Annotated in this window: 25 protein-coding genes and 1 tRNA gene; 8 read left to right on the top strand and 18 right to left on the bottom strand. The window is 71.8% G+C overall.

The genetic code is table 11. The features are described from left to right. Nucleotides 1–2: 2 nt before the first annotated feature. From nadC to P1K89_RS28855, 6 genes are all read right to left on the bottom strand, one after another. The gene (nadC, locus tag P1K89_RS28880) at nucleotides 3–887 is read right to left on the bottom strand and encodes a carboxylating nicotinate-nucleotide diphosphorylase (RefSeq protein WP_284620004.1); all 885 of its coding nucleotides are present in this window, start codon (nucleotides 885–887) and stop codon (nucleotides 3–5) included. 94 nt (nucleotides 888–981) lie between these two features. Beyond that, nucleotides 982–2,085 (bottom strand): quinolinate synthase NadA, encoded by a 1,104-nt coding sequence (gene nadA / locus P1K89_RS28875; protein WP_284620003.1) that lies wholly within the window; start codon nucleotides 2,083–2,085, stop codon nucleotides 982–984. A gap of 87 nt (nucleotides 2,086–2,172) precedes the next feature. Further along, nucleotides 2,173–3,414: a hypothetical protein gene (locus P1K89_RS28870; RefSeq protein WP_284620002.1), complete on the bottom strand. Its 1,242-nt coding sequence runs from the start codon at nucleotides 3,412–3,414 to the stop codon at nucleotides 2,173–2,175. A 35-nt stretch (nucleotides 3,415–3,449) separates the two neighbouring features. Beyond that, complete coding sequence (locus P1K89_RS28865; protein ID WP_284620001.1) at nucleotides 3,450–3,734, bottom strand: late competence development ComFB family protein; 285 nt, start codon at nucleotides 3,732–3,734, stop codon at nucleotides 3,450–3,452. A 121-nt stretch (nucleotides 3,735–3,855) separates the two neighbouring features. Beyond that, nucleotides 3,856–5,016 (bottom strand): hypothetical protein, encoded by a 1,161-nt coding sequence (locus tag P1K89_RS28860; protein ID WP_284620000.1) that lies wholly within the window; start codon nucleotides 5,014–5,016, stop codon nucleotides 3,856–3,858. A 103-nt stretch (nucleotides 5,017–5,119) separates the two neighbouring features. Continuing rightward, a complete protein-coding gene (locus P1K89_RS28855) occupies nucleotides 5,120–5,986 on the bottom strand; it encodes an AraC family transcriptional regulator (RefSeq protein WP_284619999.1) in 867 nt (288 codons plus the stop codon). A 112-nt stretch (nucleotides 5,987–6,098) separates the two neighbouring features. Between P1K89_RS28855 and P1K89_RS28850 the strand changes: the two genes are divergently transcribed. Continuing rightward, nucleotides 6,099–7,328: an MFS transporter gene (locus P1K89_RS28850; protein WP_284619998.1), complete on the top strand. Its 1,230-nt coding sequence runs from the start codon at nucleotides 6,099–6,101 to the stop codon at nucleotides 7,326–7,328. Nucleotides 7,329–7,332: 4 nt separating this feature from the next. On the opposite strand, the gene P1K89_RS28845 is transcribed toward P1K89_RS28850, so the two are convergent. The 11 genes from P1K89_RS28845 to P1K89_RS28795 are packed head-to-tail and all read right to left on the bottom strand — an operon-like array spanning nucleotide 7,333 to nucleotide 18,676. Then, nucleotides 7,333–8,217 carry a sugar phosphate isomerase/epimerase family protein gene (locus tag P1K89_RS28845; RefSeq protein WP_284619997.1) on the bottom strand — a complete coding sequence of 295 codons (885 nt, stop codon included), beginning with the start codon at nucleotides 8,215–8,217 and terminating at the stop codon, nucleotides 7,333–7,335. 4 nt (nucleotides 8,218–8,221) lie between these two features. Further along, the gene (locus P1K89_RS28840) at nucleotides 8,222–9,391 is read right to left on the bottom strand and encodes a dihydrodipicolinate synthase family protein (protein ID WP_284619996.1); all 1,170 of its coding nucleotides are present in this window, start codon (nucleotides 9,389–9,391) and stop codon (nucleotides 8,222–8,224) included. Nucleotides 9,392–9,401: 10 nt separating this feature from the next. Then, nucleotides 9,402–10,565 carry a Gfo/Idh/MocA family protein gene (locus P1K89_RS28835; protein ID WP_284619995.1) on the bottom strand — a complete coding sequence of 388 codons (1,164 nt, stop codon included), beginning with the start codon at nucleotides 10,563–10,565 and terminating at the stop codon, nucleotides 9,402–9,404. A gap of 34 nt (nucleotides 10,566–10,599) precedes the next feature. Then, nucleotides 10,600–11,964, bottom strand: coding sequence for a hypothetical protein (locus tag P1K89_RS28830; RefSeq protein ID WP_284619994.1), 1,365 nt, complete (start codon nucleotides 11,962–11,964; stop codon nucleotides 10,600–10,602). A gap of 58 nt (nucleotides 11,965–12,022) precedes the next feature. After that, nucleotides 12,023–12,862, bottom strand: coding sequence for a sugar phosphate isomerase/epimerase family protein (locus tag P1K89_RS28825; protein ID WP_284619993.1), 840 nt, complete (start codon nucleotides 12,860–12,862; stop codon nucleotides 12,023–12,025). Beyond that, nucleotides 12,859–14,376 carry a tripartite tricarboxylate transporter permease gene (locus tag P1K89_RS28820; RefSeq protein WP_284619992.1) on the bottom strand — a complete coding sequence of 506 codons (1,518 nt, stop codon included), beginning with the start codon at nucleotides 14,374–14,376 and terminating at the stop codon, nucleotides 12,859–12,861. The genes P1K89_RS28825 and P1K89_RS28820 overlap by 4 nt, the downstream gene beginning before the upstream one ends. Then, a complete protein-coding gene (locus P1K89_RS28815; RefSeq protein WP_284619991.1) occupies nucleotides 14,377–14,868 on the bottom strand; it encodes a tripartite tricarboxylate transporter TctB family protein in 492 nt (163 codons plus the stop codon). A 7-nt stretch (nucleotides 14,869–14,875) separates the two neighbouring features. Beyond that, complete coding sequence (locus P1K89_RS28810; RefSeq protein ID WP_284619990.1) at nucleotides 14,876–15,871, bottom strand: Bug family tripartite tricarboxylate transporter substrate binding protein; 996 nt, start codon at nucleotides 15,869–15,871, stop codon at nucleotides 14,876–14,878. Between the two features lie 52 nt (nucleotides 15,872–15,923). After that, complete coding sequence (locus P1K89_RS28805) at nucleotides 15,924–16,592, bottom strand: TetR/AcrR family transcriptional regulator (protein WP_439898048.1); 669 nt, start codon at nucleotides 16,590–16,592, stop codon at nucleotides 15,924–15,926. Between the two features lie 39 nt (nucleotides 16,593–16,631). Next, nucleotides 16,632–18,083: an aminotransferase-like domain-containing protein gene (locus P1K89_RS28800; RefSeq protein ID WP_284619988.1), complete on the bottom strand. Its 1,452-nt coding sequence runs from the start codon at nucleotides 18,081–18,083 to the stop codon at nucleotides 16,632–16,634. An 8-nt stretch (nucleotides 18,084–18,091) separates the two neighbouring features. Continuing rightward, nucleotides 18,092–18,676 (bottom strand): LysE family translocator, encoded by a 585-nt coding sequence (locus tag P1K89_RS28795; protein ID WP_284619987.1) that lies wholly within the window; start codon nucleotides 18,674–18,676, stop codon nucleotides 18,092–18,094. Nucleotides 18,677–18,801: 125 nt separating this feature from the next. On the opposite strand from P1K89_RS28795, the gene P1K89_RS28790 reads away from it, so the two are divergent. From P1K89_RS28790 to P1K89_RS28780, 3 genes are read left to right on the top strand one after another with little or no spacing between them, the layout of a single operon-like run. Next, nucleotides 18,802–19,770: a threo-3-hydroxy-L-aspartate ammonia-lyase gene (locus P1K89_RS28790; protein WP_284619986.1), complete on the top strand. Its 969-nt coding sequence runs from the start codon at nucleotides 18,802–18,804 to the stop codon at nucleotides 19,768–19,770. A gap of 59 nt (nucleotides 19,771–19,829) precedes the next feature. Continuing rightward, entirely contained in the window at nucleotides 19,830–21,542 is a 1,713-nt protein-coding gene (locus P1K89_RS28785; RefSeq protein WP_284619985.1) for a thiamine pyrophosphate-binding protein, read from the top strand. Nucleotides 21,543–21,577: 35 nt separating this feature from the next. Beyond that, nucleotides 21,578–22,486 carry an MBL fold metallo-hydrolase gene (locus tag P1K89_RS28780; RefSeq protein WP_284619984.1) on the top strand — a complete coding sequence of 303 codons (909 nt, stop codon included), beginning with the start codon at nucleotides 21,578–21,580 and terminating at the stop codon, nucleotides 22,484–22,486. Between the two features lie 67 nt (nucleotides 22,487–22,553). Here the strand turns inward: P1K89_RS28780 and yedA are convergent, their stop codons facing one another. Beyond that, entirely contained in the window at nucleotides 22,554–23,450 is an 897-nt protein-coding gene (gene yedA / locus P1K89_RS28775; protein WP_284619983.1) for a drug/metabolite exporter YedA, read from the bottom strand. A 107-nt stretch (nucleotides 23,451–23,557) separates the two neighbouring features. Between yedA and P1K89_RS28770 the strand changes: the two genes are divergently transcribed. The 4 genes from P1K89_RS28770 (at nucleotide 23,558) to P1K89_RS28755 (ending at nucleotide 25,783) form a co-directional block, all read left to right on the top strand. Then, nucleotides 23,558–24,049 (top strand): Lrp/AsnC family transcriptional regulator, encoded by a 492-nt coding sequence (locus tag P1K89_RS28770; protein ID WP_284619982.1) that lies wholly within the window; start codon nucleotides 23,558–23,560, stop codon nucleotides 24,047–24,049. 73 nt (nucleotides 24,050–24,122) lie between these two features. After that, on the top strand, nucleotides 24,123–24,614 hold the full coding sequence (gene rraA / locus P1K89_RS28765; RefSeq protein ID WP_284619981.1) for a ribonuclease E activity regulator RraA: 492 nt from the start codon (nucleotides 24,123–24,125) through the stop codon (nucleotides 24,612–24,614). Nucleotides 24,615–24,677: 63 nt separating this feature from the next. Beyond that, nucleotides 24,678–24,754 (top strand) — tRNA-Pro (locus tag P1K89_RS28760). 135 nt (nucleotides 24,755–24,889) lie between these two features. Next, on the top strand, nucleotides 24,890–25,783 hold the full coding sequence (locus tag P1K89_RS28755; RefSeq protein ID WP_284619980.1) for an NAD(P)/FAD-dependent oxidoreductase: 894 nt from the start codon (nucleotides 24,890–24,892) through the stop codon (nucleotides 25,781–25,783). Nucleotides 25,784–25,973 lie beyond the last annotated feature (190 nt).

The raw sequence follows: 25,973 nt of genomic DNA, 5'->3' as shown, positions 1-25,973 counted from the left end.
AATCAGGGGGCGGGCGCTTCGGCGAGGATGCGCATCGAGTAGTCGACGGCCTTGACGTCCTTGGTCAGCGCACCGACCGAGATGCGGTCGACGCCGGTGGCGGCGATGTCGCGCAGCTGTTCCAGCGCGACGCCGCCCGAGACTTCCAGCAGCGCACGATCGCCCGCCAGCGCCACCGCCTCGCGCATCTGCGGCAAGGTGAAGTTGTCGAGCAGCACGCTGGTCGCGCCGCCGGCGAGGGCCTCGGCCAGCTGCGCGAGCGATTCGACCTCGATCTGGATCTCGACGCCGGCATTCATGTGGATCGCGGCCGACAGCGCCGCGCCGATGCCGCCGGCCGCGGCGATGTGGTTCTCCTTGATCAGCATGCCGTGCCACAGCGCGAGCCGCTGGTTCGCGCCGCCGCCGATGCGCACCGCGTACTTCTGGGCCTGGCGCAGGCCGGGCAGCGTCTTGCGCGTGTCCAGCACCACGCAGCCGCGCGGGTTCGGCGATGCACCTTCGATGGCCCTCGCGTGCGCGCGGGTGCGCGTCGCGGTGGCCGACAGCAGCTGCAGGAAGTTCAGCGCGCAGCGTTCGGCCGACAGCAGCGCGCGCGCGTCGCCGATCATCTCGACCACCGCCGCGCCCGGCGTCATCTCGGCGCCTTCGTCGAATTGCCACGTCATTTGCGCGTTGGCATCGAGCGCCTTCACGCAGCCGTCGAACCAGTCGCGGCCGCACAGCACCGCCGCGTCGCGGCAGATCACGCGGGCCCGCACCCGGCGGCCGGCGGGCACCAGCTCGGCCGTCCAGTCGCCGGTGCCGATGTCCTCGGCGAGCGCGTCGCGGATGTTGCGCGCGCGCGCCGACGCGAGGTCTTCGTTGGTGTCGGCGAAGGATTTCATGTTGCCCCCTTGGCGCTGCGCGCCGTCCCCCCAGGACCCGTAAGGGGCCGCTTCGCGACCCTGGGGAATTCGCCGCTCGGGCGGCCGTGCGGGTTCATGCGGCCCCGATCTTCGGCACGAAGCCGCTGCTGGTCGCCACCCCGCTGCGGGCGGTGAAGTCGAGCATGCGCTCGATGCAGCCTAGCGCCTTCGCGCGCACCGTCTCGTCGAGCAGGATCTCGCCGCGGCCCTCGTCCAGGCAGCGCTGCACGCCCTGCAGGCTGTTCATCGCCATCCACGGGCAGTGCGCGCAGCTCTTGCACGTGGCGCTCGAACCGGCGGTCGGCGCCTCGATCAACAGCTTGCCCGGCGCCAGCTGGCGCATGCGGTGCATCAGGCCGTTGTCGGTGGCGACGATGTAGGCGGGCGCCGTGCCGTCGACCGCCGCCTTCAGCAGCTGGCTGGTCGAGCCGACCACGTCGGCCAGCGCGACCACCGACGCCGGCGATTCGGGATGCACCAGCACCTTCGCTTCGGGATGCTCGCGCTTGAGCAGCTCCAGCTCGAGGCCCTTGAACTCGTCGTGCACGATGCAGGCGCCTTGCCACAGCAGCATGTCGGCGCCGGTCTGGTCGGCGATGTAGCGGCCCAGGTGCTTGTCCGGTGCCCACAGGATCTTGTGGCCGGCCTCTTTCAGGTGGCGCACGATCGGCAGCGCGCAGGAGCTCGTCACCATCCAGTCGGCTCGGGCCTTCACCGCGGCGCTGGTATTGGCGTAGACGACGACCTGGCGGTCCGGATGCTCGTCGCAGAAGCGCGCGAACTCGTCGGCGGGGCAGCCGAGGTCGAGCGAGCAGGTGGCCTCGAGCTCGGGCATCAGCACGCGTTTGTGCGGCGACAGGATCTTCGCCGTCTCGCCCATGAAGCGCACGCCGGCGACGATCAGCGTCTGTGCCGCATGGTCGCGGCCGAAGCGCGCCATCTCCAGCGAATCGGACACGCAGCCGCCGGTGGCGAGCGCCAGGTCCTGCAGGTCGCCGTCGGTGTAGTAGTGGGCGATCAGCACCGCTTCGCCGGAGCGCAGGCGGCGGGTCAGCTGATCGAGCAGCGCGGCGCGGCGCGCCGGTGCCAGCGGCTCGGGCAGCTCGGCCCAGGCCTGTGCGACGCAGCTGGCGCCTTCGGCGCGCTGGCGGAGGTAGTCGAAGGAAACGCGGGTCACGTCAGGCCGCCCAGGACTCGAGGGGGCGTCATCGTAGCCCAGCGGGGCGGGGCGCCCGCGCGCGGGGGTTTCGGGCGGGGCGGGCTGTCAGCGTGCGGCGTGCTGCGGATCCATCCGGTGCAGCTTCATGCGCACCAGCGTCAGGTTCGCGACGCTGGCGTCGAGCACCGCATGCAGCAGCGGCCCGGGATGCGGACCCAGCGGATGCAGGATCAGATGGTGCTCGGCGAGCGTCAGCGCGAGGTCGGGGTCCCCAGCCGGCAGGCCCAGCTTGAGCGCGCGCTGGCACAGCGTGTCGTACAGCGCGGCGCCCTGCGCCGCCAGCACCGCGGGGCCGGGCTTGCCGCCCGCATGGGCCAGCGGCCGCTGGCTGACGCGGTCGAAGACGCAGCAGCTGATCATGCCGGGCAGCGTCGCGCACTCGCGCACGTATTGCTGCCAGTCGACCGGGGCCGAGGCTGGCGCCGGAGCGGCGACCGGCTCGGCGACGGGCGCTTCGGGGCTCTGCCAGGGCATGGCCTGGGTGGTCTGCTCGTAGGACGGCTGTGCTGGGGCCGGCGCGCGCACCGCGGCCGGCGCCGGGGCCGGTGCGTGCGTGGCGCCCGCGCTGCCGCGCAGCTGGTCCCACAACGCGCCGATCACCGGCCAGGCCTGGGCGAGGTCGGCTTGCGGCGGCGCCGTGTGCAGCTGCATGCTGCCGTGGCGATGCAGCAGGACCGCGGGGGGACGGGTATCGGCATCGGCGCCGATCGGCAGCCACAGCAGCTGGTGGTTGCGCCAGGCGGTCTGGCCGATCGAGTCGCCGATGGGCGCCAGGCGCACTGCGGCGTCGGTGGGCGTCTGGCGGCCGACCAGCAGCACGCCGAGGCGGCTGTGGCCGAGCAGCGTGCGCGCCAGCGCATCGGCCTCGCCATTGGCCGCGTGTTCGACGCGCGTGCTGTAGATGCGCACCTGCGGTGTGCCCGCCGGCCCGGGCAGTTCGACGAAGCGCAGCGTCGCCAGCGCGTTGCCGAAGCCCTGGCGGCGCACGACCAGCTGCTGCACCGGCCGCTGGATGGCCGCGGCCACGCCCTGCAGCAGGCGCAGCGATCCGTCCAGGCCGACGTCGTGCAGCACGATGAAGTCGGACGGATGGTGCTCGAACTGCTGCAACAACGCCTCGGACGGCGCGCAGACGACGAACAGCTCGTGCTGTTCCGCATCGATGCGGCGGCCGATCGAGTGCTGCTTGTCGCCGAGGTACGCTTCTTCGTCGCCGACGAGGCGCGTGGCTGCGCCGGTCACACGGGTCTTGGCCCAGTGTTCGTCATCGGGCCGGTCATTCGACATCGAACCCATCCTGCCTCCCTTCGAAGGCTGTCGTTTCAGCGCCTCGCCGCCATCGCGTGCCGGGCCTGAACGAAGCCGAACGCATGTTCGACCGCATCACGGATCGCCCGCTCGTTGTCGGCGCGCTCGCGCTCGGTCAGAAAGAATGCGAGGTCCACATCATGCCGGATATAACGCGGCGCGACACGGTTGAGTGCCACGCACGCCACATCGGCAAGCAGGTCGGCGCTCTCGGCGAGGCCGGGGTAGCGCGGCGCCGCGTTGGCGACGGCCTCGAAGACGGCGGATTCGTGGATGTTGTGGACGGACGAAAAGTCCATGGGCGATCCTCGCGACGGTCTGCGGATTCCGATGCTATCGGCCGACCCGGTGGTCGGCTTGAGTGTCGGGGCGGCAGACCGTGCCGCAATCGCCAATTCGGACGAGGCGTGACGCCCGGGATCAGGTCAGGTGCTTTTCCGCCTCGGCCAGCCGGAAGCGCAGCAGCGCCAGATTGGCGCGCTGCCGGTCCACCAGCACGACGATGCCGAGCGCGGCGCTTTGCGGCATCGCGCGCAGCAGCGCCTGGTGGGCGCCGGTCGTGACCATCAGTTCCTCGGGCGCGGCCTCGGCGCTGCCGACCGCGGCGATGTGGGCCTCGCGCGCGGCGCTCAGCGCGGCGGCCGTGCGGGCGAGCACCTGCTGCGTGTCGGCGCGGCTGTCGTTGGCCAGCAGATCACCGCAGCCCAGGTTCACCAGGCCGCAGGCCAGCACGCCGTCGGTGCGCGCGACGAGGCTGAGCGCCCGTTCCACCGCCTGCGCCTGCAAGCTGGGATCGGCATCGGTCAGCGGGGCGGCGGCCGTGGTGTGCTCCTCGCCCGGCTGCGGACCCGCGGCGGCGGCTTCCCAGGCGGTCAGCACGGTGTTCCAGACGCCGGCGGCGCTGGTCAGCGACTCGGCCATCGCCGCGGTGCGCACATGCGCCGGCCAGTCCTGGTCGAGGATGCGCTGGCGCAGCGCGCTGGAGCCCGGCGGCAGCAGGAACACCAGCCACGGGCAGCGCCATTCGGCCTGGCGCGTCGCGCTCAGCAGCGATCGCAGCAGCGTCTCGACGGCATGCGGCTGCATCGCGCCGATGATCACCGCGGTGAGGTGGCTGCCTTCGGCGAGCGCGTTGGAGATCTCCTCCTGCTCCAGCCCGGTCGCGCGGATGTCGGCGTGGTAGACCTTCAGCGGCGTCTGTCCATGGCGCGGCACCACGGTGCGCTCGATCACCGCCAGCGTGCGCAGCGTGCCGCGCTCGCGCAGTGCCAGGCGTTCGACATGCTGGGCGGCGGCATCGGACAGCGCACGGATCACCTGCGAGGCCCACAGCCCGGAGGGGTCGAGCAGCGTGATCATCGCGCCCGCCTGGTCGAGATTGGCGCGGCTGGACGCGAAGTGCGCGCGCATCGCCGTCGCCGGCGACGCATCGACGACGACATCGCTGACCGCGCGGTCGAGCCGGGTCGCGGGATGGCGCGGGTCGACCCCGGCCTCGTGGTCGTCGGGCTGGCGCAGCGCGCCGATCGAAGAGGTGTGCATGCGGCGAGGGGCCAGTTCGCCGAACAGCGTGCGCAACATCGGGAGTTCTCCGGAGGGTCCGCCGACTGTAGGCGGCCCCCGGAAAGCGCTGGTTTCTCAATGTAGAGCAAGCGCCGGGCCCGACGGCCCCCCTATGACAGGGTCAGCCGGCCGCAGCGAAGAAGCGCCGGGGTGGCTCGCCCACGGTGCGGCGGACCATTGCGGTGAAGGCGCTCGGGCTGGCGTAGCCCAGCGTGCCGGCGATCTGCGCCATGGGCGTGCCCTGCGTGGCCAGGCTCATCGCGCGGGCCAGAAACACTTGCTGACGCCATTGGCCGAAGCTGACGCCCAACTGCTCGCGGAAGAGCCGCGCCACCGTGCGCGCGCTGGCGCCGCTGTCGCGCGCCCAGTCGTCGAGCGTGCGATGGCGTGCGGGGTCGTCGAGCACCGCCTCGCACAGCGCCCGCAGGCGCTTGTCCTGCGGCAGCGCGATGCCCAGCTTCACGGCCCGCGCGCGCCGCAGTTCGTCCTGCACCAGCGTCGCCAGCAGGCGCTCGCGGCGCAGCCCGTCGGCGTCGGGGCCGGGTGCGCTGCCGTCGGGCGTGGTGTCCATCGCCAGCGCGAGCGACCGCAGCAGGTCCGACACCTCCAGCACCCGGCACGCCTGCCAGGCGGGCTGCTCGGCGCGCGGCACGCCGGCCGGGCCGCTGCGGCCACGCGGCTGGTGCAGGTACAGGGTCATCAAGGTCGCGTCCTCGACGACGGTGATGGCGTGCTCGACGCCGGCCGGCACCCACAGCGCGCGCGAAGGCGGCACCAGGTAGGTGCCGTGGTCCACCGTCAGCCGGATGACGCCGGTGGTCGAGAAGCCGAGCTGCGCCCACGGGTGCCGGTGCGGCACGACCCGCTGGTCGGTCGTCAGCCGGTGGACCTTCGTGCGCACCGGGCGCTGCGGCGAGGGCACGTACAGGTGCGGCGTCAGCGGACCGATCGCCATGGTGCCGGCGGCAGCGTTCGGGGCGGTGTCCATGTTGGCCGGATCTCGACAGAAGTTGACCGCATATCGTAATCACGCCGCGGCGGGCTTGCCTACGATCGGGTTTCTCCGGATCCGTCGCACACCGCCCCCTTCACGCCACCGCATGAGCACGCTCGCCGCTCCTTCGTCCATTCCTCCGCTGCGCCAGGATGCCGCCGTCATCGGCCTCGTCGGCCTCGCGCACGGCGTGAGCCATTTCAGCCAGCTGCTGCTGCCGCCGCTGTTCCCGTGGTTGAAGGAGGCGTTCGGCGCCAGCTACACGCAGCTCGGCCTGCTGCTGACGATCTTCTTCGTCGTGTCCTGCGCGGTGCAGACGCTGTCGGGCTTCATCGTCGACCGCTTCGGCCCGCGGCCGGTGCTGATGGCCGGCCTGGCGCTGATCGGGCTGGCCGCGACCGGCTACGCGCTGGCGCCGAGCTATGCGGTGCTGGCGCTGTGCGCGGTGATCGCCGGCATCGGCAACGGCGTGTTCCACCCGGTGGACTACACGCTGCTGAACGCCAAGGTGCACAAGTCGCGCCTCGGCCATGCCTATTCAGTGCACGGCATCACCGGCAGCCTGGGCTGGGCGCTGGCACCGGCGCTGATGGTGCCGGTGGCGATGACCGCGGGCTGGCGCACGGCCTTGTTCTGCGGCGCCGCGGTGGCCTTCGTCGTGCTGGCGGTGCTGTGGTGGCAGCGCGAGCGACTGCTGCACGTGCCGGCTGCGCCGGCGGCGCACCACGAGGCCGCGGGCAGCTTCGACTTCCTGAAGCTGCCGGCGGTCTGGATGTGTTTCGGCTTCTTCTTCTTCTACGCCGGCGCGCTCAGCGTGGTGCAGACCTACGCGCCGGAAGCCGCGCGACAGCTGCACGGCGTGCCGGTGCACCTGGCGGCGATGTGCCTGTCGGTCTACATGGTCTGCAGCGCCGCCGGCATGGTGGCCGGCGGCTTCCTGGCGACCGACCCGGCGCGCTGCGAGCGCATCGTCGGCATCGGCTTCGGCATCGCCGCCTGCGTCGCGCTGCTGCTGGCCTTCAGCCGGGTGCCGGCCTTCGCGGTGCCGGTGCTGTTCGGCGTGATGGGCGGTGCGGCCGGCATCGCCGGGCCCTCGCGCGACCTGCTGGTCAAGCGCTCGACGCCCGACGGCGCGACCGGCCGGGTCTACGGCGTCGTCTATTCGGGCCTGGACATCGGCCAGGCGATCACGCCGCTGGTGTTCGGCGCGATGATGGACGGCCATGTCTACCAGGGCGTGCTGGTCGGCCTGGCGGCACTGCAGCTCGTGCTGATCGCCAGCGCGTTCAACGTGCGGCGCGTCGCGCGGCCGGCCGTGCGGCCTGCATCCGCCTGAGCGATCACACTACGCTGCGGTGGCGCGCGATGCAGGTGTCGAGCACCTCGCCACCGTCGTGCGCCCACCAGCGGGTCGAGAAGATCTCGACCTCCGCATAACCTGCAAAGCCGGCGGCCTCGACCTGTCCGCGCAGCCGCGGCAGGTCGATGATGCCGTCGCCCATCATGCCGCGGTCGGTCAGCAGGTCGATTGTCGGCACCAGCCAGTCGCAGACGTGCAAGGCGAGCACGCGGCGCTGTGCGCCGGCGCGCGCGATCTGGCTGTCGAGCTCGGGGTCCCACCAGACGTGGTAGGCGTCGATCGCGACGCCGAGGCATGGCGGCCCCGCCATCGGTGGATCGAGCCGCTCGCACAGGTCCAGCGCCTGCCGCAGCGTATTGACGCAGGCGCGGTCGGCCGCGTACATCGGATGCAAGGGCTCGATCGCGAGCGGCATGCGGCGCTCGCGCGCATCGTCCAGCAGCGCGGCGATGCCTTCGGCGACCTGCTCGCGCGCCGAAGCGATGTCCCGATGCGCCGGCTGGCCGGCCAGCGCGCCGGGCAGCCCGCCGACGACGAGCACGAGGCACGGCGCCTGCAAGGTGCAGGCTTCGTCGAGCGCACGCCGGTTGTCGTCGCGCACCGCCTGTCTCGACGCGGCATCGGTGTAGGTGAACATGCCGCCGCGGCAGTAACCCGAGAGCTCGATGCCGTGCGATTTCAGCGCGTGCGCGGTCGCATCGAGCCCGGCGGCGGCCACCTGGTCGCGCCACGGCGAGACCGCGCGGATGCCGCGCGCCGCGCACGCATCGAGGATGTCCAGCAGCGGCCAGTCCGCGCCGCGCTGGCGCCGCACCGTCGCGGTGTTGATCGACAGCCAGCGGTGATCGGTCGAGAAGTCGCGCATCGCTTCAGCCGTCGACGCCGTGCAGCGCCAGCAGCGTGCGCATGCGGCGCCACGCCAGGTCGGGGTCGTCCAGCAGCGCGGCGGCATCGGCCAGCCGGAACAGCTCGGCGAAGTGCAGCAGCGAGCGGGCGCTCTGCTGCCCGCCGACCATCGTGAAGTGCGCCTGGTGACCGTTGAGCCAGGCCATGAAGACGACGCCGGTCTTGTAGAAGCGGGTGGGCGCCTGGAAGATGTGGCGCGACAGCGGCAGCGTCGGCGCCAGGATCGCGTCGAACCGCGCGCGGTCGCCGGCCGCCAGTGCGCCCAATGCGGCGCTCGCGGCCGGCGCGATCGCGTCGAAGATGCCGAGCAGCGCATCGCTGTGGCCGTGTTCATCGCCGGCGATCAGCGAGGGGTAGTTGAAGTCGTCGCCGGTGTACATGCGAACGCCTGACGGCAGCCGGCGGCGCATCGTGATCTCGTGGCCGGCATCGAGCAGCGAGATCTTGATCCCGTCCACCTTGGCCGCGTGGTCGCGGATCACCGCCAGCGCGGTGTCCATCGCCGGTGCGACCTCGCGCGAACCCCAGTAGCCGGCCAGCGCCGGGTCGAACATCTCGCCCAGCCAGTGCAGGATGACCGGCTCGCGCGCCTGGCGCAGCAGCCGGTCGTAGACCGCCACGTAGTCGTCCGGGCCGCGCGCGATGCGTGCGAGCGCGCGGCTGCACATCAGGATCAGCCGCCCGCCGGCGGCCTCGATCGCCGCCATCTGCTCCTCGTAGGCGCGCACCACGTCGTCGAGCGAACGCGCGTCCTGCGGCGCGAGCTGGTCGGTGCCGCAGCCGCAGGCCAGCAGCGCGCCGGGCCACTCGCGCGCGGCTGCCACCGAGCGCCGGATCAGCTCGAGCGAGGTCGGCCAGTCCAGGCCCATGCCGCGCTGCGCGGTGTCCATGGCTTCCGCCACGCCCAGGCCCAGCGACCACAGGTGGCGGCGGTAGGCGATCGTCGCGTCCCAGTCGAGCGCGCAGCCCAGCCAGGGGTCGACCGCGGCGCGCGGATCGGCGACGACGTGCGCGGCCGAGTAGGCGATGCGGTTGAACGCGCGCGGCGGCGGCACCATCACCGTGGACGCGTCTTTCATCGCATAGGACTGCAGCGACCCGTCGGCCGCCGGCAGCGTGAGACGCAAGACCATGGAAGGGCTCCTAGACGTTCAACGCCGGCACGTCGACCCAGCGCCGCTCGCGCCAGCTCTGCAGCGCGGATTCGACCAGCTGCACGCCCTTCGCACCCTCGACCAGGTCCCAGCGGTAGGGCGCGTCGTCGAGCACGTGGCGGATGAAGGCTTCCCACTGCAGCTTGAAGCCGTTGTCGTAGGGCTGGCTCTCCGGCACCGGCTGCCACTGGTCGCGGAAAGCCATCGCCTGGCGCACGTCGGGGTTCCACACCGGGCGCGGCGTCGCGACGCGCGGCTGCACGTGGCAGTCGGTGAGGCCGGCCACCGCCGAGCCGTGCGTGCCGTCGACATGGAAGGTGACGAGGTCGTCGCGCCGCACCCGCGTGGCCCACGAGCTGTTGACCTGAGCGATCACCGGCTCGCCGCCGTGGCCCTTGAGCTGGAAGGTGGCATAACACGCATCGTCGGCGGTGGCGGCGTAGGGCTTGCCGGCCTCGTCCCAGCGCTCGGGGATGTGCGTGGCGCCGAGGCAAGATACCGACTGCACGTCGCCGAACAGGTTGTCAAGCACGTAGCGCCAGTGGCACAGCATGTCGAGCACGATGCCGCCGCCGTCTTCCGCGCGGTAGTTCCAGCTCGGGCGCTGGATCGGCTGCAGGTCGCCCTCGAAGACCCAGTAGCCGAACTCGATGCGCACGGCGAGCATGCGGCCGAAGAAGCCGGCGCGGCGCAGCAGGTCGAGCTTGCGCAGGCCGGGCAGGAAGAGCTTGTCCTGCACCGCCCCGTGCTTGACGCCGGCGGCGCGCGCGATGCGGCAGATCTCCAGCGCCTCGCCGAGCGAGGTGGCGATCGGCTTCTCGCAATAGACATGCTTGCCCGCGGCGATGGCCTGCGCAAGCAACTGCGGCCGCATCTGCGTGGTGCCGGCGTCGAAGAAGAGGATGTCGTCGGGGTTCGCGAGCGCCGCCGCCAGGTCGGTGCCGTGGCGGGCGATGCCATGGGCGCGCGCGATCGCCGCGACCTTCTCGCCATCGCGGCCGATCAGGATCGGGTCGGGCAGGGCGCGGTCGCCGTTGGCAAGGACCACGCCGCCCTGTTCGCGAATGGCGACGATCGAGCGCACGAGGTGCTGGTTCAGGCCCATGCGGCCGGTGATGCCGTGCATGATCAGGCCGAGGCGTCGGGTGGGCATGGTGGCCTTTCGTCGGGTGGTTCGGGCAGGGCGTTCAGGCGAGGGCCGTGAGCGAGGACCAGTCGGGTTGCGCTGCCGTGCCGAAGCCCGGGCCGTGCAGGGAGCCGATCCCGATCGCGCCGTCGTCGATGCGCAGGTGGGGGCGGCCGTGGGCGTCGCGTCGGTAGAGGTCGGGGTGGGCGTCGGCAAAGGCGTCGGCTTCGTGCGCCGGCGCGTTGCCGAAACCGTCGACGTAGTGGTGGCCGTTGCGCTCGATGTGCGTGACGCCCAGGGTCGCGGCGAGCAGCGTGTCCTGCTGCACCGCGAGGCCGGCCTGGCAGGTCAGGTCCTCGCCCGACAGCAGGCGCCGTGCCGGATCGGCAGCCACCAGCGCGGCGCTGTGCAGCGAGCGGTACGGGCCCTTGCAGGCCTTGCTCGAGATGCCGCGGTAGCCGAGCGCGAGGCCGCGCTCGAACACGTCGTCGGCATCGTCGGACTCGTCGAGGATCAGCGGCACGGCGATGGCGAGCCCGTCCACCCGCTGCTGCAGCGCGACCGCGCGCGGCAGCGGCTGCTCCAGCAGCAGCGTGCGTTCGAGCAGGCGCTGCAGCGCCGGTGTTGCCTGCAGCGCGGCCCAGGTCTCGGCGAGCGCGTCGGTCGAGGCGAAGTTCTCGTTGCCGTCGAGCGTGACCCGCCAATGGCCGCGTACTTCGGAATCCAGGACCGCGGCGATGCGGACCAGCCGGTCGACGTCGGCCTCGCGCTGGCCGCTGAGCTTGAGCTTGAAGTGCGTCAGGCCGAAGGCGCGGATCGCGTCCTGCAGCGTCGCCGGCAGGCCATCGGCCGGATCGGGGCCGGGGTCGTCCGCGCGCAGGCGGTCGAGCAGGCCGACGGTGTGGCGCAGCGTCAGCCGCCCGGGCCGTTGCAGCGCGAGGCCGCCGGACCACGGATCGCCGAGCACGCCACGGGCCAGGCCGCTGCCGAAGTCCAGCTCGGCCGCCTTCAGCACGGCGTCGGCCACCGCCTTGTCGATCTGCGCGACGCCGAACTGCGCGACCAGGCGTGGCAGGCCGCGCGCCACGCCCTCGTCGATCGCCGCCGCGCCGGCGCCGCGGTGCAGCTGCCACGCCGACGCGACGGCGCCGGCAGCGCGGTAGGCATCGCGGGTCAGGACCAGGGCCGTGCGCAGGTCGGCGATGTTCTGCTCATTGCTGCGCGCGGGCGACTTGTCGAACCACTTCGGCACCATCAGCTCGGCCGCGGCGCCGACCGCGCGGCGCCCGCCGGCGTCGAGCGCGACGCGCACGAAGGCCTGCTCGCAGCGCTCCAGCGTCGCGGCGCCGAAGCGGAACGGCAGGCGCAGCACGACCGGCCGCTCGAACAGGTCGATGCGCGCGATGCGCAGCGGCAGCGCCCTCACCGGAGCAGCCTCCGCCCTGCCTGCTCCGGCATGCGCCCTTCGGAACGGCCGTGTGGGTTCATGCCGGCTGTTCCCCGGCGTCGAGCAGGGCGCGCACATAACCGCAGCTGTACGCTGCGCACGACTCGGCATCGGGCTGGTAGTCGAAGGGCTCGATCGCCAGCCAGCCGGCGTAACCCAGCCGGCGCAGCGCGGCGATCACCGGTGCGACCGGCGTGTCGCCCTGGCCGGGCCCGCGGCGGTTGCGGTCGTTGAGCTGCACGTGCGCGATGTCGCCGGCGCCCAGGTGGCGCTCGAGCAGCGTCACCGCGTCGTCGGGCTCGGACTGCGCGGCCGCGCTCAGGTCCAGCATCGTCTTCAGCGCCGGCGAGCCGATGCGGCCGAGCAGCCGGAGCACCTCGCCGATCGTATTGAGCACCGGTGTCTCGGCGGGCGACAGCGCCTCGATGCAGTAGGTGATGCCGGCGCCTTCCGCATGCGGTGCCAGCGCCGCCCAGCCGGCTTCGCAGCGCGACAGCGCATCGGCCACGCTCTGGCCCGCGACCGGCGAGCGTTGCAGCGGCGAGCCGTGCACCAGCACCTGCGCGCCGCAGGCGGCGGCGAAGTCGATCAGCCGGCGCAGGAAGTCGACGGTGCGCGACTGCAGCGCGGTGTCCGGTGTCGACAGCGACAGGCCCGCCGGCTTCACCAGCAGCCAGTGCAGGCTGGCGATCGCCAGGCCGTGCGCGGCCGCGGTGTCGCGCACGCGGCGCGCGGCCTCGCGGTTCAGCGTGCGCGGGTCGTCGGCCAGCGTGAACGGCGCGATCTCCAGCCCGTCGCAGCCCAGCGCGGCGGCGCGCGCGCATTGCTGCTCGAAGGCCAGGTGCCGCAGCACCTCGTTGCACAGCGCGAGCTTCATGGCGGGCTGCCTGCGGTGGCGCCTTCGGGTCCGGCGGGCGGCCGCCGGCGCAGGCTGAGCAGGCGCCAGCCGATGCTGGCGGCGATCAGCAGCGCCAGCGCGCCGGAGATCGGCCGCGTGAAGAAGGGCGCCAGGTCCCCGTCGGACAGCAGCAGCGCGCGGCGCAGGTTCTTCTCCAGCAGGTCGCCGAGCACGATGCCCAGCACGAGCGGCGCCATCGGATAGCCGTGGTGCCGCAGCACGTAGCCGGCGATGCCGAAGGACAGCATCACCCAGACGTCGAAGAGCCGCCCGGCGATCGCGAAGCTGCCGATGGTGCACAGCACGAAGACGATCGGCACGATCAGGTGCTGCGGCACGCGCAGCACCTGCACCAGCAGCTTGGTCAGCACGATGCCGTAGAGCAGGATGCCGAGGGTCGCGAAGAGCATCATCGCGACGACGTCGTACACGAACTGCGGGCTCTCGATCATGATCATCGGCCCGGGCTTGACGCCGTGGATGATCATCGCGGCCATCAGCACCGCGGCCGGCGCCGAGCCGGGGATGGCCAGCGTCAGCACCGGGATCACCGCGCCGGGCACGCAGGCGTTGTCGCCGGTCTCCGCCGCCATCAGGCCTTCGATCGAGCCCTTGCCGAAGAGGTGGCGCTCCTTGCTGGCGCGCTTGGCTGCGGCATACGAGGACCACGCGGCCACGTCCTCGCCGACCCCCGGCACGATGCCGACGCCGGTGCCGATGAGGCCCGAGCGCAGGATGGTGCGCCAGTACTGCGTGATGTCGCGCAGCCTGGGGATCACCGTGTCGAAGGGGTTGATGCGCACCGGCGCCTGGGGCGTGCGCATCGCCGTCAGCAGCTCGGCGAAGCCGAAGGCGCCGACCAGCGCCGGCACCAGCTGGATGCCGCCGGCGAGGTCGCGCACGCCGAACGAGAAGCGCTCGTAGGCGTACTGGCTTTCCTGGCCGATCATCGGGATGAAGAGGCCGGCGATGCCGGCGATCCAGCCCTTGAGCGGATCGTCGCCGGTCAGCGTGCCGGCGATGATCACGCCGAAGAGCGCGAGCCAGAAGAACTCGTAGGCGCCGAACTTCAGCGCCAGCCCACCCAGGATCGGCGTGAAACCGGCCAGCGCCACCATGCCGATCAGCGTGCCCAGCACCGAGCCGGTGGTCGCGATGCCCATCGCCCGGCCAGCCAGCCCCTGGCGCGCGAGCGCATGCCCGTCGAGGCAGGAGGCGGCCGAGGCCGGCGTGCCCGGGATGTTCAGCAGGATCGCCGAGCGCGAGCCGCCGTAGATCGCGCCGACGTAGGTGCAGATCAGGATCAGCAGCGCCTGGTCCGGCGGCAGCTTCAGCGTCAGCGTCGTCATCAGCGCCAGGCCCATCGTCGCGGTCAGCCCCGGCAGCGCGCCGATGATCACGCCGACCAGCGACGACGCCAGCGCGTAGGCGATGACCGTCGGCGTCGCGAAGTGCGCGAGCGAGTGGGCGAAGGCGAGCAGGCCGTCGAACATTCAGGGCAGCCGCACGAGGAAGAGGCGCTCGAAGACGAGCACGATGACCAGCGCGGTGCCGAGGCCGGCGGCCAGCGCCATGCCATAACGCCGGATGGGCGCGGCATCGCGCGGGGCAAACCAGGCGACGGCCGCGCCCGTGAACAGCGCGGTCGCCAGCGTGAACGGCACCCGGCCGACCAGGCCGCCGGCATACGCCATGCACAGCACCAGCATCTGCAGCACGCGGGCATTCCACAGCGGCTCCGGCGGCGCGGCGCCGGCATCCGCCTCGCGCGCTGCCGAACGCCAGGCGCGCAGCATCAGCGCCGTGCCGAGCAGCGCCAGCACCACGCCGACGATGCCGGGCACCAGCCCGGGCATCGTGTAGACGGTGGCGCCCATCTGCTCGAAGCGGTCCATGCGCCAGCTGGCGATCACGATGGCCGCGCCGGCCGCGATCCAGCCCGCGCCGCCCAGCATGTCGGCGCGCGGCCTGCCGTGCAGCTTCATCGTGCGCTCAGGGCTTGGGGATGCCGACGGTATCCGGCGACACCTTGGCCTTGCCCGCGGCGGCCTGCGTCCACGCGTACGACTGGATCGCCGGGAAGACGGCGGCCTGCGCGGCATCGCCGGCCATCGGCGCGAACATCGCGCCGCGGCCCTGCGCGTACTTGCGCAGCGGCTCGTTGTTCGCCAGGCCGGCCCACAGCTTGTCGAGCGTCGCGGTCACCTCGGCCGGCACCCCTTTCGGCACGAAGATGCCGAAGTAGTTGATCGGGTCCTTGAAGCCGGGGATGAACTGCGACAGCGGCGGCACGGTGCCGAAGCCCTCGATCTCCAGCGGCTTGTCGCCGACGACCGCCAGCGGGCGGATCTTCTTCGCGCGGATCATGTCCGTCTGCTCGGCGGCGAGCTGCGTCGTCACCGGGGTTTCGCCGGCGACGGTGGCCACCACGGCCGGGTTGCCGCCGTCGTAGGTGACGTGCTTGTAGCTGACGCCAGTGGCGCGCGCGATGGCCTCGATCGCCGAGTGGCCGCTGGAATTCACGCCGGCGGTTGCGACGGCCACCGAACCCGGCTTGGCCTTCATCGCATCCAGCAGATCCTTCATCGTCTTGTACGGCGCATCGGTATTGACGCCGACGACCGCGATGTGCGCGACGTTCAGGTACAGGTGCCAGTCCTTGGCGGCCGTGTCCAGCATGCCCAGCACCTTGTAGGTGCCGAGGTCCTTGGCGGCGCCGGCGGTCCAGGTGTAGCCGTCCTTCGGGGCTTCCAGCGCGTTCTTCGTGCCGACCGACCCGGAGGCGCCCGGCTGGTTGAGGATCACGACCTTCTGGTTCAGCGCCTTCTCGATCTCGGCGGCGGTGACGCGGGTGACCTGGTCGGTCGAACCGCCCGCGGCCCAGGGCACGATGATGGTGATCGGCTTGCTCGGCTGCCATTGCGCCGCGGCCGAGGTGGCGAGCAGGGCCAGCGTGGCGCCGGCGAGCACGGTCGGAAGTCGGGTCATTGTCCGTCTCCTGATTAATTCACCAATTGGTGAATATCGAGCAGATCGGGGCTCAGGACCTCAGGACATACCCGAGGACCACCTCGGTGATGTGCGACAGCCGCTCGGCACGCGCCTTCGGCGCCGTCAGGTCGCGGCCGAAGATGGCCGACAGCGTGTGACGGTTCGACAGGTAGAAATAGGCCAGCGCGGCGATGGAGATGTACAGCTGCACCGGGTCGACGCCGCCGCGGAAATGCCCGTCGGCGCGGCCGCGCTCGAGGATCTGCGCCAGCGTCTCGATCAGTGGCGAATTCATCTCGCGGATCCGCTGCGACTGCGCGAGGTGCGCGGCGCCGTGCAGGTTCTCGCTGTTGAGCAGCGTGATGAATTCGGGATGCTCGAGGTAGTAGTTCCAGGTGAACTCGGCGAGCCGGCGGATCGCGTCGACCGGCGGCAGGTCGGTCAGGTGCAGCGCCCGTTCCGCCTCGCGGATGTGCAGGTAGGTGTCTTCCAGCACCGCGAGGAAGAGCGCGTCCTTGTTGCCGAAGTAGTAGTAGATCAGCCGCTTGTTGACCGCCGCCCGTTCGGCGATGCGGTCGACCCGGGCGCCGCCGAGCCCGTGCTGCGCGAACTCGTCGCGAGCGGCTTCCAGGATCGCGATCTGCGAGAGGTCCGCGTTGCGCGCGCGGGGAGCCGCGGGCGGCGGCAGCAGGAGGGTCTTCGGCGGGGCCTTGCTCACGGCCGGCATGTTAACCGGCTGGTGAATTGAGAGGCAAGCTCAGGACGGCGACTTCGCGGCGCGCGCCAGGGTGGCGCGGGCGCCGGCCAGCGCGGCGAGGCGTTCGCACAGGTAGTCGGCCAGGCGCGGCTGCTGCGCGAAGACGGCGTTGAAGCGCAGGTGCGGGTCGGGGCCGCCGTGGGTCCCGTCGGCCCGGAAGGTCGCACCGCGCGCGAGCAGGATGCGGTTGTGCCAGGCATCCTTCACGAGGCCGTCGATGTCGATGCCGTGCGGCAGGCTGCCCCACAGGAACAGGCCGCCTTCGCCGGGATGTTCCAGCAGCACGCCGGCCGCGCGCAGCTGGCGCGAGGCGGCTGTGCGCGCCGCCGCCAGCTTGCGCTGCAGCCGGTCGAGGTGCTTGCGCCAGCGGCCCGAGGCCAGCAGCTCCAGCAGCACGAACTCGTTCAGCGAAGGCGTCGTCAGCAGCGAATAGATCTTCTGCCGCAGCAGCGGCTTCAGCAGCGCGGGGTCGGCCGCCAGGTAGCCCAGACGCAGCGCCGGGCTCAGCGCCTTGCAGAAGGTGGAGAAGTAGATCACCCGCTCCAGCCCCGACAGCTGCGCCAGCCGCATCGGATTGCCGGGGTGGAAATGGCCGTGCACGTCGTCCTCGGCGATCAGGAGGTCGTGCGCCTGCGCGAGCATCAGCACGCGATGCAGGTTGGCCGGCGTGCTGCCCCAGCCGGTGGGGTTGTGCAACACGCTCTGGATGAACAGCAGGCGCGGCCGGTGCGTGCGGCAGGCCGCTTCGAGCTGGCCGAGGTCGATGCCGTCGTGGCGCCGCGTGATCGGCACGATGCGCGCGCCGGTGTCGCGCAGCCGGCCCAGCAGCAGGAAGTAGCCGGGGTCTTCCACCAGCACGGTGTCGCCAGGCTGGATGAAGGCGCGGCAGATCAGGTCGATCGCGTGCGTGGCGCCGGCGGTGGTCATCACGCGGCCGGCATCGACGGCGAGACCCTGCGCCCGCAGCATCGTCGCGATGCGCTCGCGCAGCTCGGGCAGGCCTTGCGGCGGGCAGCGGGTGGCCATTCCGGCCGAGGCGCGGCCGAGCGCGCGCGCGACCAGCGACGCGGGGATCGCATCCTCCAGCCACGGCCCGGGCAGCGCACCGGAGCTCGCCAGCAGCACGCCGGCGCGCTGGTCGTTGGCCTGCTGGGCCAGCCACACCGGCTCCTGCTCGTCGCCGGCATCGAGCAGCGCATCGTCGCTCGATGTGCGGGCGCCCTCGGCGACGAAGAAGCCGGCGGTCGCCCGCGAGTCGATCAGCGCCGTGGCAACCAGCCGGTCATACGCCGTGACCACCGTGTTCGGGCTGACGCCCAGCTGCGAGGCCAGCTGCCGGATCGACGGCAGGCGTGAACCCGCGGGCCAGCGCCCGGCCTCGATCAGGCCGCGCAGCTGCTGCTCGACCTGGTCGGCGAGCGGCACGGGCGAGTCACGATCGAGGGGGAACATCGAGGCGTCTAGCGGAGGAAGCTGAAGGCGAGCACGATCAGGCTGCCGGCCATGATGACATTGAACACCCGGCGCCGGCGCACGTCGGTCAGCACGCGGCGGATCGCGACGCCGAACAGCGTCCACACCGAGACGCAGGGCATGCCGATCGCCACGGTGATCGCCGTCACCAGCAGCGCGCCCGGCAGCACGCCGAGCGTGGCCGGCATGAAGACCGACGCGATGGTCACCGACTTGACCCAGCTCTTCGGGTTCACCGCCTGGAAGGCCGCGGCCTGCCAGAAGGTCAGCGGCCTGGCGAGCGCGACGTCGCCGATCGCGCTGCCGGCGAGCTTCCAGGCCAGCACCAGCAGGTAGGCGGCGCCGGCGATCCGCAGCACCGTGTGCAGCACCGGGAACGCGGTGAACAGCGAGCCGAGGCCGAGGCAGGTCACCATGGTCTGCACCAGCATGCCGGTGCTGATGCCCAGGATGTGCGGCAGCGAGCGGCGGAAGCCGAAGTTGGCGCCCGAGGTCGTCAACATCAGGTTGTTCGGGCCAGGGGTGCTCGACATCACGATCGAGTAGGTCACGAGGGGCAGCAGTTCGGTCATGGGTGCATCGTGCGTGCAGCAGCGCTTCACGTGAAGGTACAAGCGGCCCGCTGCCGCGACGCACTGTGTGGTCCACGCGGACCACACAGTTTCAAGCGCGCCGAGCGCGGCTAGGGTCACGTCCCATGACCACCCTTGCCATCTCCTTCGACGACGTCGCCGCGGCCCAGCGGCGCCTGGCCGGTATCGTGCACCGCACGCCGGTGATGACCTCGCGCACGGCCGACGCGAAAACCGGCGCGCAGCTCTTCTTCAAGCCCGAGAACCTGCAGCGCATCGGCGCGTTCAAGCTGCGCGGCGCCTACAACGCGATCGCGCAGTTCACGCCCGAGCAGCGCCGGCGCGGCGTCGTGACCTTTTCGTCGGGCAACCACGGCCAGGCCATCGCGCTGGCGGCGCAGCTGCTGGGCGTGAAGTCCACCGTCGTGATGCCGCACGACGCCGCGGCGATGAAGCGCGCCGCGACGCAGGGCTACGGCGCCGAGGTGCTGGGCTACGACCGCTATGCCGAGGACCCGGAGCAGGTGCTGCAGCGCGTGGTCGAGCAGACCGGCGCGACGCCGGTGCCGCCCTTCGACCACCCGCACGTGATGGCGGGGCAGGGCACCGCCGCGCTCGAGCTGATCGAGCAGAGCGGCGGGCTCGACCTGCTGGTGACACCGGTGGGCGGCGGCGGCCTGTTGTCGGGCTGTGCCACCGCGCTGAGCGGTGCCGCGCCGCTGGCGAAGGCGATCGGCGTGGAGCCGGAGGCCGGCAACGACGGGCAGCAGAGTCTCGAACGCGGCGAGATCGTGCGCATCGAGACGCCGAAGACCATCGCCGATGCGGCGCAGAGCCGCAACCTCGGCCGGCATGTGTTCCCGGTGCTGCAGCACCTGGGCACGCGCATCGTCACGGCCACCGACCCGCAGCTGATCGACGCGATGAAGTTCTTCGGATCGCGCATGAAACTGGTGCTCGAGCCGACGGGATGCCTCGGCGCCGCGGCGGCGTTCAGCGGTGCGCTGGGCGACATCCGCGGGCTGCGCGTGGGCATCGTGCTGTCGGGCGGCAACGTCGATCTCGCGCGCTACGCGTCGCTGGTCGGCGGTTGAACTTTCGAGGGGCGGGGCGCGCCGATAATCGCGCCTCTTCTTCACGAGAGAACAGCCCCATGACCTCGCGCCTCGCCGGCCACGCGCTGGTGGAATGCCTGATCGAACAAGGCATCGACACCGCGTTCGGCGTCCCCGGTGAAAGTTACCTGGCCGTGCTGGACGGTTTCCACCAGCACCGCGACCGCATCCGCTTCATCGCCTGCCGCCAGGAGGGCGGCGCGGCCTTCATGGCCGAGGCGCAGGGCAAGCTCAGCGGCCGCCCCGGCATCTGCTTCGTCACCCGCGGCCCGGGCGCGACCAATGCCAGCATCGGCCTGCACACTGCGTTCCAGGACTCGACGCCGATGGTCCTGTTCATCGGCCAGGTCGCCAGCGACCAGCGCGATCGCGAGGCCTTCCAGGAGGTCGACTACCGCCAGATGTTCGGCCCGGGCACCCTGGGCATGGCCAAGTGGGTCGGCGAGGTGCACGACCCGCACCGCCTGCCCGAGTACGTGGCCCGCGCCTTCCACACCGCGCTGCAGGGCCGCCCCGGCCCGGTGGTGCTGGTGCTGCCCGAGGACATGCTGACGCAGCCGACCGCCGCCGCGGTGCTGCCGCGCGCCGAGGCCGCGCAGGCCTGGCCCGCGCCCGGCGGCCTGCGCACCCTGCGCGAGATGCTGCTGCAGGCTCAGCGGCCCTTCGTCATCGCCGGCGGCAGCGGCTGGGATGCCGAGGGCGCGAAGGCGCTCGAGCGCTTCGCCGAGAACTGGCAGCTGCCCGTCGGCTGCGGCTTCCGTTTCCAGGACACGTTCGACAACCGCCATCCGCTCTACGCCGGCGACGTCGGCATCGGCATCAATCCGAAGCTGGCCCAACGCGTGAAGGACGCGGACCTGGTCATCGCGCTCGGCGTGCGCCTGGGCGAGATGACGACCAGCGGCTACACGCTGCTGACACCGCCGAGGCCCAAGCAAAAGCTGGTGCACATCCACGCTGGCCCCGAGGAGCTCGGCCGCGTCTACGCCGCCGACCTGCTGCTGCAGGCCGCGATGCCGGCCGCCGCGAAGGCGCTGGAATCGCTGACCGCGCCCCCGTCGCTGCCGTGGACCGCGTGGACCGAGGCCGCGCATGCCGACTACGAGGCCAACCACGCGGCGCAGCCCGTCGAGCCGCTGGACATGGCGGTGGTGATGAAGACCGTGCAGCGCCTGGCGCCGGCCGACACCGTCTACACCAACGGCGCCGGCAACTACAGCGGCTGGCTGCACCGCTACGTGCGCTACCACGGCCTGCAGCACCATGGCCGCACGCAGCTGGCGCCGACCTCGGGCGCGATGGGCTACGGCGTGCCGGCCGCGGTGGCCGCGGCGCTGCTGCATCCCGAGCGCACGGTGGTCAACGTCGCCGGCGACGGCGACTTCCTGATGACCGGCCAGGAGCTCGCCACCGCCACCGGCTACGGTGCGAACCGCGGCGCGGGCCGGCTGGTCAGTCTGGTGGTCGACAACGGCACCTACGGCACGATCCGCATGCACCAGGAGCGCGAGTACCCGGGCCGCGTCAGCGGCAGCGATCTGTTCAACCCGGACTTCGCGGCGCTCGCCACCGCCTACGGCTGGCGTTCGGCGCGCGTGAACCGCACCGAGGACTTCGAAGCCGCGTTCGCCGAGGCGCTGCGGCCCGGCGCGCCGATGCTGATTCACCTGAAGCTCGATGCCGACGTCAGCACCTCGCGCACGACGCTGAGCGCCATCCGCGACGCCGCGCGCCAGCGCACGGGCCACTGAACGCCTTCCGCACAACGACCCACGGGGAGACGCCGATGAACGCACGCACCTGGGCCGCCGCGGCCGCCATCGCCTTCGCGACGCTGATGCCGGCGCCGGCGCTCGCGCAGCAGGACTGGGCGAAGGTCGAGATCAAGATCGAGAAGCTCGCCGGCTCGACCTACATGCTGACCGGCGCCGGCGGCAACCTCGGCGTGTCGGTGGGCGACGATGCGGTGCTGATCGTCGACGACCAGTTCGCACCGCTGGCGCCGAGGATCCAGGCCGCCATCGCCACGCTGTCGAAGCAGCCGGTGCGCTTCGTGCTGAACACCCACTGGCACTACGACCACACCGGCGGCAACGAGGCGCTGGGCAAGGGCGGCGCGGCGATCGTCGCGCATGCCAACGTGCGCCGGCGCATGTCCGCCGACCAGGTGATCCAGTTCGTCGGCAGCTCCACCGCGGTGAAGGCCTCGCCGAAAGCCGCGCTGCCGGTCGTCACCTTCACCAGCGACGTCGCCTTCCACGTCAACGGCGAGGACGTGCAGGTGTTCCACGTGCCGGCCGCGCACACCGACGGCGACGCGATCGTGCACTTCCGGCAGAGCAAGGTCGTGCACATGGGCGACGTCTACTTCAACCGGCTCTATCCGTTCATCGACGCCAGCAGCGGCGGCACGCTGGACGGCGTGATCGCCGCCTGCGACCGCGTGCTGGCGCTGGTCGACGACGAGACGAAGATCATCCCCGGCCACGGTCCGCTCGCGAGCAAGGCCGACCTGAAGGCCTATCGCGACATGCTGGCGACGATCGGCGACCGCCTGAAGGCGCAGGCCGGCCGCAAGCTGGAGGAGGTCATCGCGTCGAAGCCGACCGCCGAGTTCGATGCGGTCTGGGGCGGCGGCTTCCTGCCGCCGGATCGCTTCGTCACGATGCTGTGGGGCATGATGCCCAAGCGCTGAGCCGCGCCGCCTGACGACCGAAGGACGCGGCCAGCGTCCGCAGTCACCGACCGCCGCACCCGTGCCCTCAGGCCCGCTGCTTCGCCCGCAGCAGCAGCACCACGCCCGCCAGGATCACGCCGGCCGCCAGCCATTCGGCCGGCGTGATGCGCTCGCCGGCCAGCGCGACGCCGAGCAGCATCGCGATCACCGGGTTCACGAAGGTGTAGCTCGACGCCAGGCCCGGCGAGGTGTTGGCGAGCAAGTACATGTAGGCGTTGAAGGCGATCAGCGAGCCGGCCACCACCAGGTAGACCCAGGCGGCGATCGCACGCGGCTCGATCTGTGCCGGCAGCGACTCGCCGGTGGCGAAGGCCAGCCCCAGCAGCACGAGCCCGCCGCACAGCATCTCGCTGGCGAAGCCCATCGCGCCGGGCGCCAGCGGCAGGCTCTGCTGGCTGAGCACGCTGCCGATCGACCACGTCAGGCAGGCGATGCAGATCGCCGCCAGCCCGGCGGGCGAGGCCTGGAAGCCCGCGCCCTGCGTCAGCAGCAGCACGCCGGCGAGACCGACGACGATGCCCGCCAGCTCCCCGCGCGCCGGCTTCACCCCGTAGACGCGGTTCGCCAGCGCGATCATCAGCGGCACCACCGCGATGAAGGCCACCACCAGCCCCGAGCCGACGCTGACCTCGGCCAGCGCGGTGCCGCCCATGCCGCCGCCGAGCATCAGGCTGCCGACGATCAGCGCGTTGCGCCATTGCTTCGCGCTCGGCAGCGGCGCGCCGCGGAACACCATCCAGCCGAACAGCAGCGCGCCGGCGACGACGAAGCGCGAGCCCATCTGGAGGAAGGGCGGCAGGCTGACCAGCGCGACCTTGATGGCCAGGTAGGTCGAACCCCAGACCAGCCAGGTGGCGGCGAGGCAGGCGAGGATCAGCGGGGACAGGCCGGAGCGGGCGGAGGCGGCGAGGGCGGAGATCATAGGCCTTGAATCGTAAAAGCGGTCCTGCCGCCGCTCCAGCGGATTCTGCAGATTTGCTGGCGCTTTCACCGTTGATTTCAAGCCGGAAGATTGGCTACGCTTTGAACATGCCAGAAGCCATCGCCCTCGACGCCTACGACACCCGCATCCTCGCCGAGCTGCAGGCCGATGCCCGCATCTCGATGGCCGAGCTCGGGCGCCGCGTGCACCTGTCGCAGCCGGCGGCCACCGAGCGCGTGCGCAAGCTCGAAGCCGCCGGCGTGATCGGCGGCTACCGCGCGACGGTGAACCTCACGGCGCTCGGCTACGGCATCCGCGCCATCGTGCGCGTCGCCCGCGCCGAGTACGCGCGCATCGTCAAGCTGATCAAGGAGACGCCGGAGGTCATCAATGCCTTCAACGTCACCGGCGAGGACAGCTGGATCCTGGAGATCGCGGTGATCGACGTGCCGCACCTGGACGCGGTGGTCACCCGCTTCTGCCTGCTGGCCGAGACCTCGACCTCGATCATCCTCAACGCCCCGCGCGAGCACCAGGTGATGCTGCCGCCGCGGGCCGAGGACGTGAAGCCGCCGATCCGCAAGATCACCAACGCCTGAGCGCAGCCGCCGGCGGCGCCCCGGCGCCACCCTATGATCCGGCGCTGACCCTTCGCCTCGGAGAGAGAATCACATGCCTCTGCTCGCCACCTGCGACCTGTGCGACCTGCACAAGAACGACAGCGACGGCAGCTTCCGCGTGCTGCCGCCGGTGTTCAACGACTACGGCGGCCGCGCCGTTTTCAGCGGTGCGGTGGCCACCGTCAAGTGCTTCGAGGACAACACCTCGGTCAAGGCGGCGGTGGAAAGTCCCGGCAACGGGCGCGTGCTGGTGGTCGACGGTGGCGGCTCGCTGCGCCGGGCGCTGGTCGGCGGCAACCTCGCGGCTACCGCCGCCCGCAACGGCTGGGCCGGCATCGTCGTCGACGGCTGCGTGCGCGACGTCGCCGAGCTGCGCCAGACCGAGCTCGGCATCCGCGCGCTCGCGCTGATGCCGCTGCCCACCGAGCGCAAGGCGCCCGGCCAGGCCGACGTGCCGGTGCAGATCCAGGGCCAGTGGGTGCGCCCCGGCGACTGGCTCTACGCCGACGCCGACGGCATCGTCGTGATGGCCGAACCGGCCTGACGGCGCGCGTTTCCCGCCACCGGGCGGACCGCCACCCGGGCCAGGGCCTAGAATCCGCAGCTTCGGGGTGTAGCGCAGCCTGGTAGCGCAACTGCTTTGGGAGCAGTGGGTCGCATGTTCGAATCATGTCACCCCGACCATCTTCACGACCGTGCCGCCACCGTCCGCGGGCACTTCGTTTGCCGAGCGCGGTCCATGGATGCCACCAGACGCGCCCTTCAGCGCTCAATGCCACCCCGGCAGCTTCCACGTCGACAGCACGTTAGGACGGTCGCATGCTCGACTGCCTGGTGATCGGCGCTGGACCGGCGGGCCTGACGGCGGCGATCTACCTCAAGCGCCTGCACCGCGACATCGCGCTGATCGATGCCGGCGCCAGCCGGGCGATGCGCATTCCGCGAACGTACAACTACCCTGGCTTCCCGCACGGCGTGTCGGGCGAGCGGCTGCTCGAGCGCATGCGCGAGCAGCTGGGCGAGGCCGACGGCGAGCTGACCGCCGACGAGGTGACGCTGCTCGCCCGCCACGACGATGGCCACTTCTCCGCGCAGTGCAGTCGCGGCGGCGAGATCCGGGCGCGCACGGTGCTGTTGGCCACCGGCGTGGTCGATGGCGAGCCGGCGGTCGACGGTGTCGATGACCTGCGGCAGCGCGGTCTGCTGCGCCAGTGCCCGGTCTGCGATGCGCACGAGTTCCGCGGCCGGCGCATGGTGGTGATCGGCCGCGGCGATCACGGCGCCCGTGTTGCGCGTTTCCTGCACCGGTTCAGCGAGCACCTGCGGCTGATGTCCGGTCCCGGGGAAGGGGCGGCGGACGCGCGGCTGCGCGTCGCGCTGCAGGAGGCCGGCGTGGCCAGCGAAGAAGCGACGTTGCAGCGCATCGAGTGCGCCGCCGGCGGGGGCGTGCGCCTGCATCGCGAAGGCCATGAACCGGTCGAGGCCGACGTGGTCTACGCGGCGCTGGGCACCCGGCCCCGCGCGCGGCTGGCGCAGCAGCTGGGCGCGACGCTCGATGCGATGGGCAACGTGGTCGCCGATGCGCAGTGCCGCAGCAGCGTGCCGGGGCTGTGGGCCGCCGGCGACGTCGTCAGCGCGCTCGACCAGTTGGCCGTGGCGGTGGGGCACGGGGCGATCGCCGCGACCAGCATGCACAACACGCTGCCGTCCTGAGCCGCGGGCGGAAAAATGCCGCCAGGCGCACGGGGCGCCTGGCGGCTGGAAGGCCGACCCCAAAGGGAGGGAGGAACAGGACGGGCCGGCGGCGGGCAGTCTAGGGCGCGGAGGCGCCGGCCGTGGCCTGCGAATTCGCCGCCGCACCCTGCACCAACGAGCGTTGCTGACGAACGATGCGGCGCAGCGG

Origin of the sequence: Aquabacterium humicola (genome assembly GCF_030167915.1) — a bacterium.
GTDB lineage: Bacteria > Pseudomonadota > Gammaproteobacteria > Burkholderiales > Burkholderiaceae_C > Pseudaquabacterium > Pseudaquabacterium humicola.
Note: the sequence above shows the minus strand (reverse complement) of the source record. Positions and strands in the feature narration are given on the sequence as shown.

Bases quoted from the DNA above. Each gene is read 5' to 3' on its own strand.
- P1K89_RS28845 (WP_284619997.1), bottom strand. From the start codon at position 8,217: ATGCGCGACTTCTCGACCGATCACCGCTGGCTGTCGATCAACACCGCG.
- P1K89_RS28790 (WP_284619986.1), top strand. From the start codon at position 18,802: ATGACCACCCTTGCCATCTCCTTCGACGACGTCGCCGCGGCCCAGCGG.
- P1K89_RS28825 (WP_284619993.1), bottom strand. From the start codon at position 12,862: ATGAAGCTCGCGCTGTGCAACGAGGTGCTGCGGCACCTGGCCTTCGAG.
- P1K89_RS28820 (WP_284619992.1), bottom strand. From the start codon at position 14,376: ATGTTCGACGGCCTGCTCGCCTTCGCCCACTCGCTCGCGCACTTCGCG.
- P1K89_RS28780 (WP_284619984.1), top strand. From the start codon at position 21,578: ATGAACGCACGCACCTGGGCCGCCGCGGCCGCCATCGCCTTCGCGACG.
- P1K89_RS28815 (WP_284619991.1), bottom strand. From the start codon at position 14,868: ATGAAGCTGCACGGCAGGCCGCGCGCCGACATGCTGGGCGGCGCGGGC.
- P1K89_RS28835 (WP_284619995.1), bottom strand. From the start codon at position 10,565: ATGCCCACCCGACGCCTCGGCCTGATCATGCACGGCATCACCGGCCGC.
- P1K89_RS28855 (WP_284619999.1), bottom strand. From the start codon at position 5,986: ATGGACACCGCCCCGAACGCTGCCGCCGGCACCATGGCGATCGGTCCG.
- P1K89_RS28840 (WP_284619996.1), bottom strand. From the start codon at position 9,391: ATGGTCTTGCGTCTCACGCTGCCGGCGGCCGACGGGTCGCTGCAGTCC.
- P1K89_RS28770 (WP_284619982.1), top strand. From the start codon at position 23,558: ATGCCAGAAGCCATCGCCCTCGACGCCTACGACACCCGCATCCTCGCC.
- P1K89_RS28865 (WP_284620001.1), bottom strand. From the start codon at position 3,734: ATGGACTTTTCGTCCGTCCACAACATCCACGAATCCGCCGTCTTCGAG.
- P1K89_RS28785 (WP_284619985.1), top strand. From the start codon at position 19,830: ATGACCTCGCGCCTCGCCGGCCACGCGCTGGTGGAATGCCTGATCGAA.
- yedA (WP_284619983.1), bottom strand. From the start codon at position 23,450: ATGATCTCCGCCCTCGCCGCCTCCGCCCGCTCCGGCCTGTCCCCGCTG.
- P1K89_RS28870 (WP_284620002.1), bottom strand. From the start codon at position 3,414: ATGTCGAATGACCGGCCCGATGACGAACACTGGGCCAAGACCCGTGTG.
- nadC (WP_284620004.1), bottom strand. From the start codon at position 887: ATGAAATCCTTCGCCGACACCAACGAAGACCTCGCGTCGGCGCGCGCG.
- P1K89_RS28850 (WP_284619998.1), top strand. From the start codon at position 6,099: ATGAGCACGCTCGCCGCTCCTTCGTCCATTCCTCCGCTGCGCCAGGAT.
- rraA (WP_284619981.1), top strand. From the start codon at position 24,123: ATGCCTCTGCTCGCCACCTGCGACCTGTGCGACCTGCACAAGAACGAC.
- P1K89_RS28860 (WP_284620000.1), bottom strand. From the start codon at position 5,016: ATGTTGCGCACGCTGTTCGGCGAACTGGCCCCTCGCCGCATGCACACC.
- P1K89_RS28800 (WP_284619988.1), bottom strand. From the start codon at position 18,083: ATGTTCCCCCTCGATCGTGACTCGCCCGTGCCGCTCGCCGACCAGGTC.
- P1K89_RS28795 (WP_284619987.1), bottom strand. From the start codon at position 18,676: ATGACCGAACTGCTGCCCCTCGTGACCTACTCGATCGTGATGTCGAGC.
- P1K89_RS28810 (WP_284619990.1), bottom strand. From the start codon at position 15,871: ATGACCCGACTTCCGACCGTGCTCGCCGGCGCCACGCTGGCCCTGCTC.
- P1K89_RS28755 (WP_284619980.1), top strand. From the start codon at position 24,890: ATGCTCGACTGCCTGGTGATCGGCGCTGGACCGGCGGGCCTGACGGCG.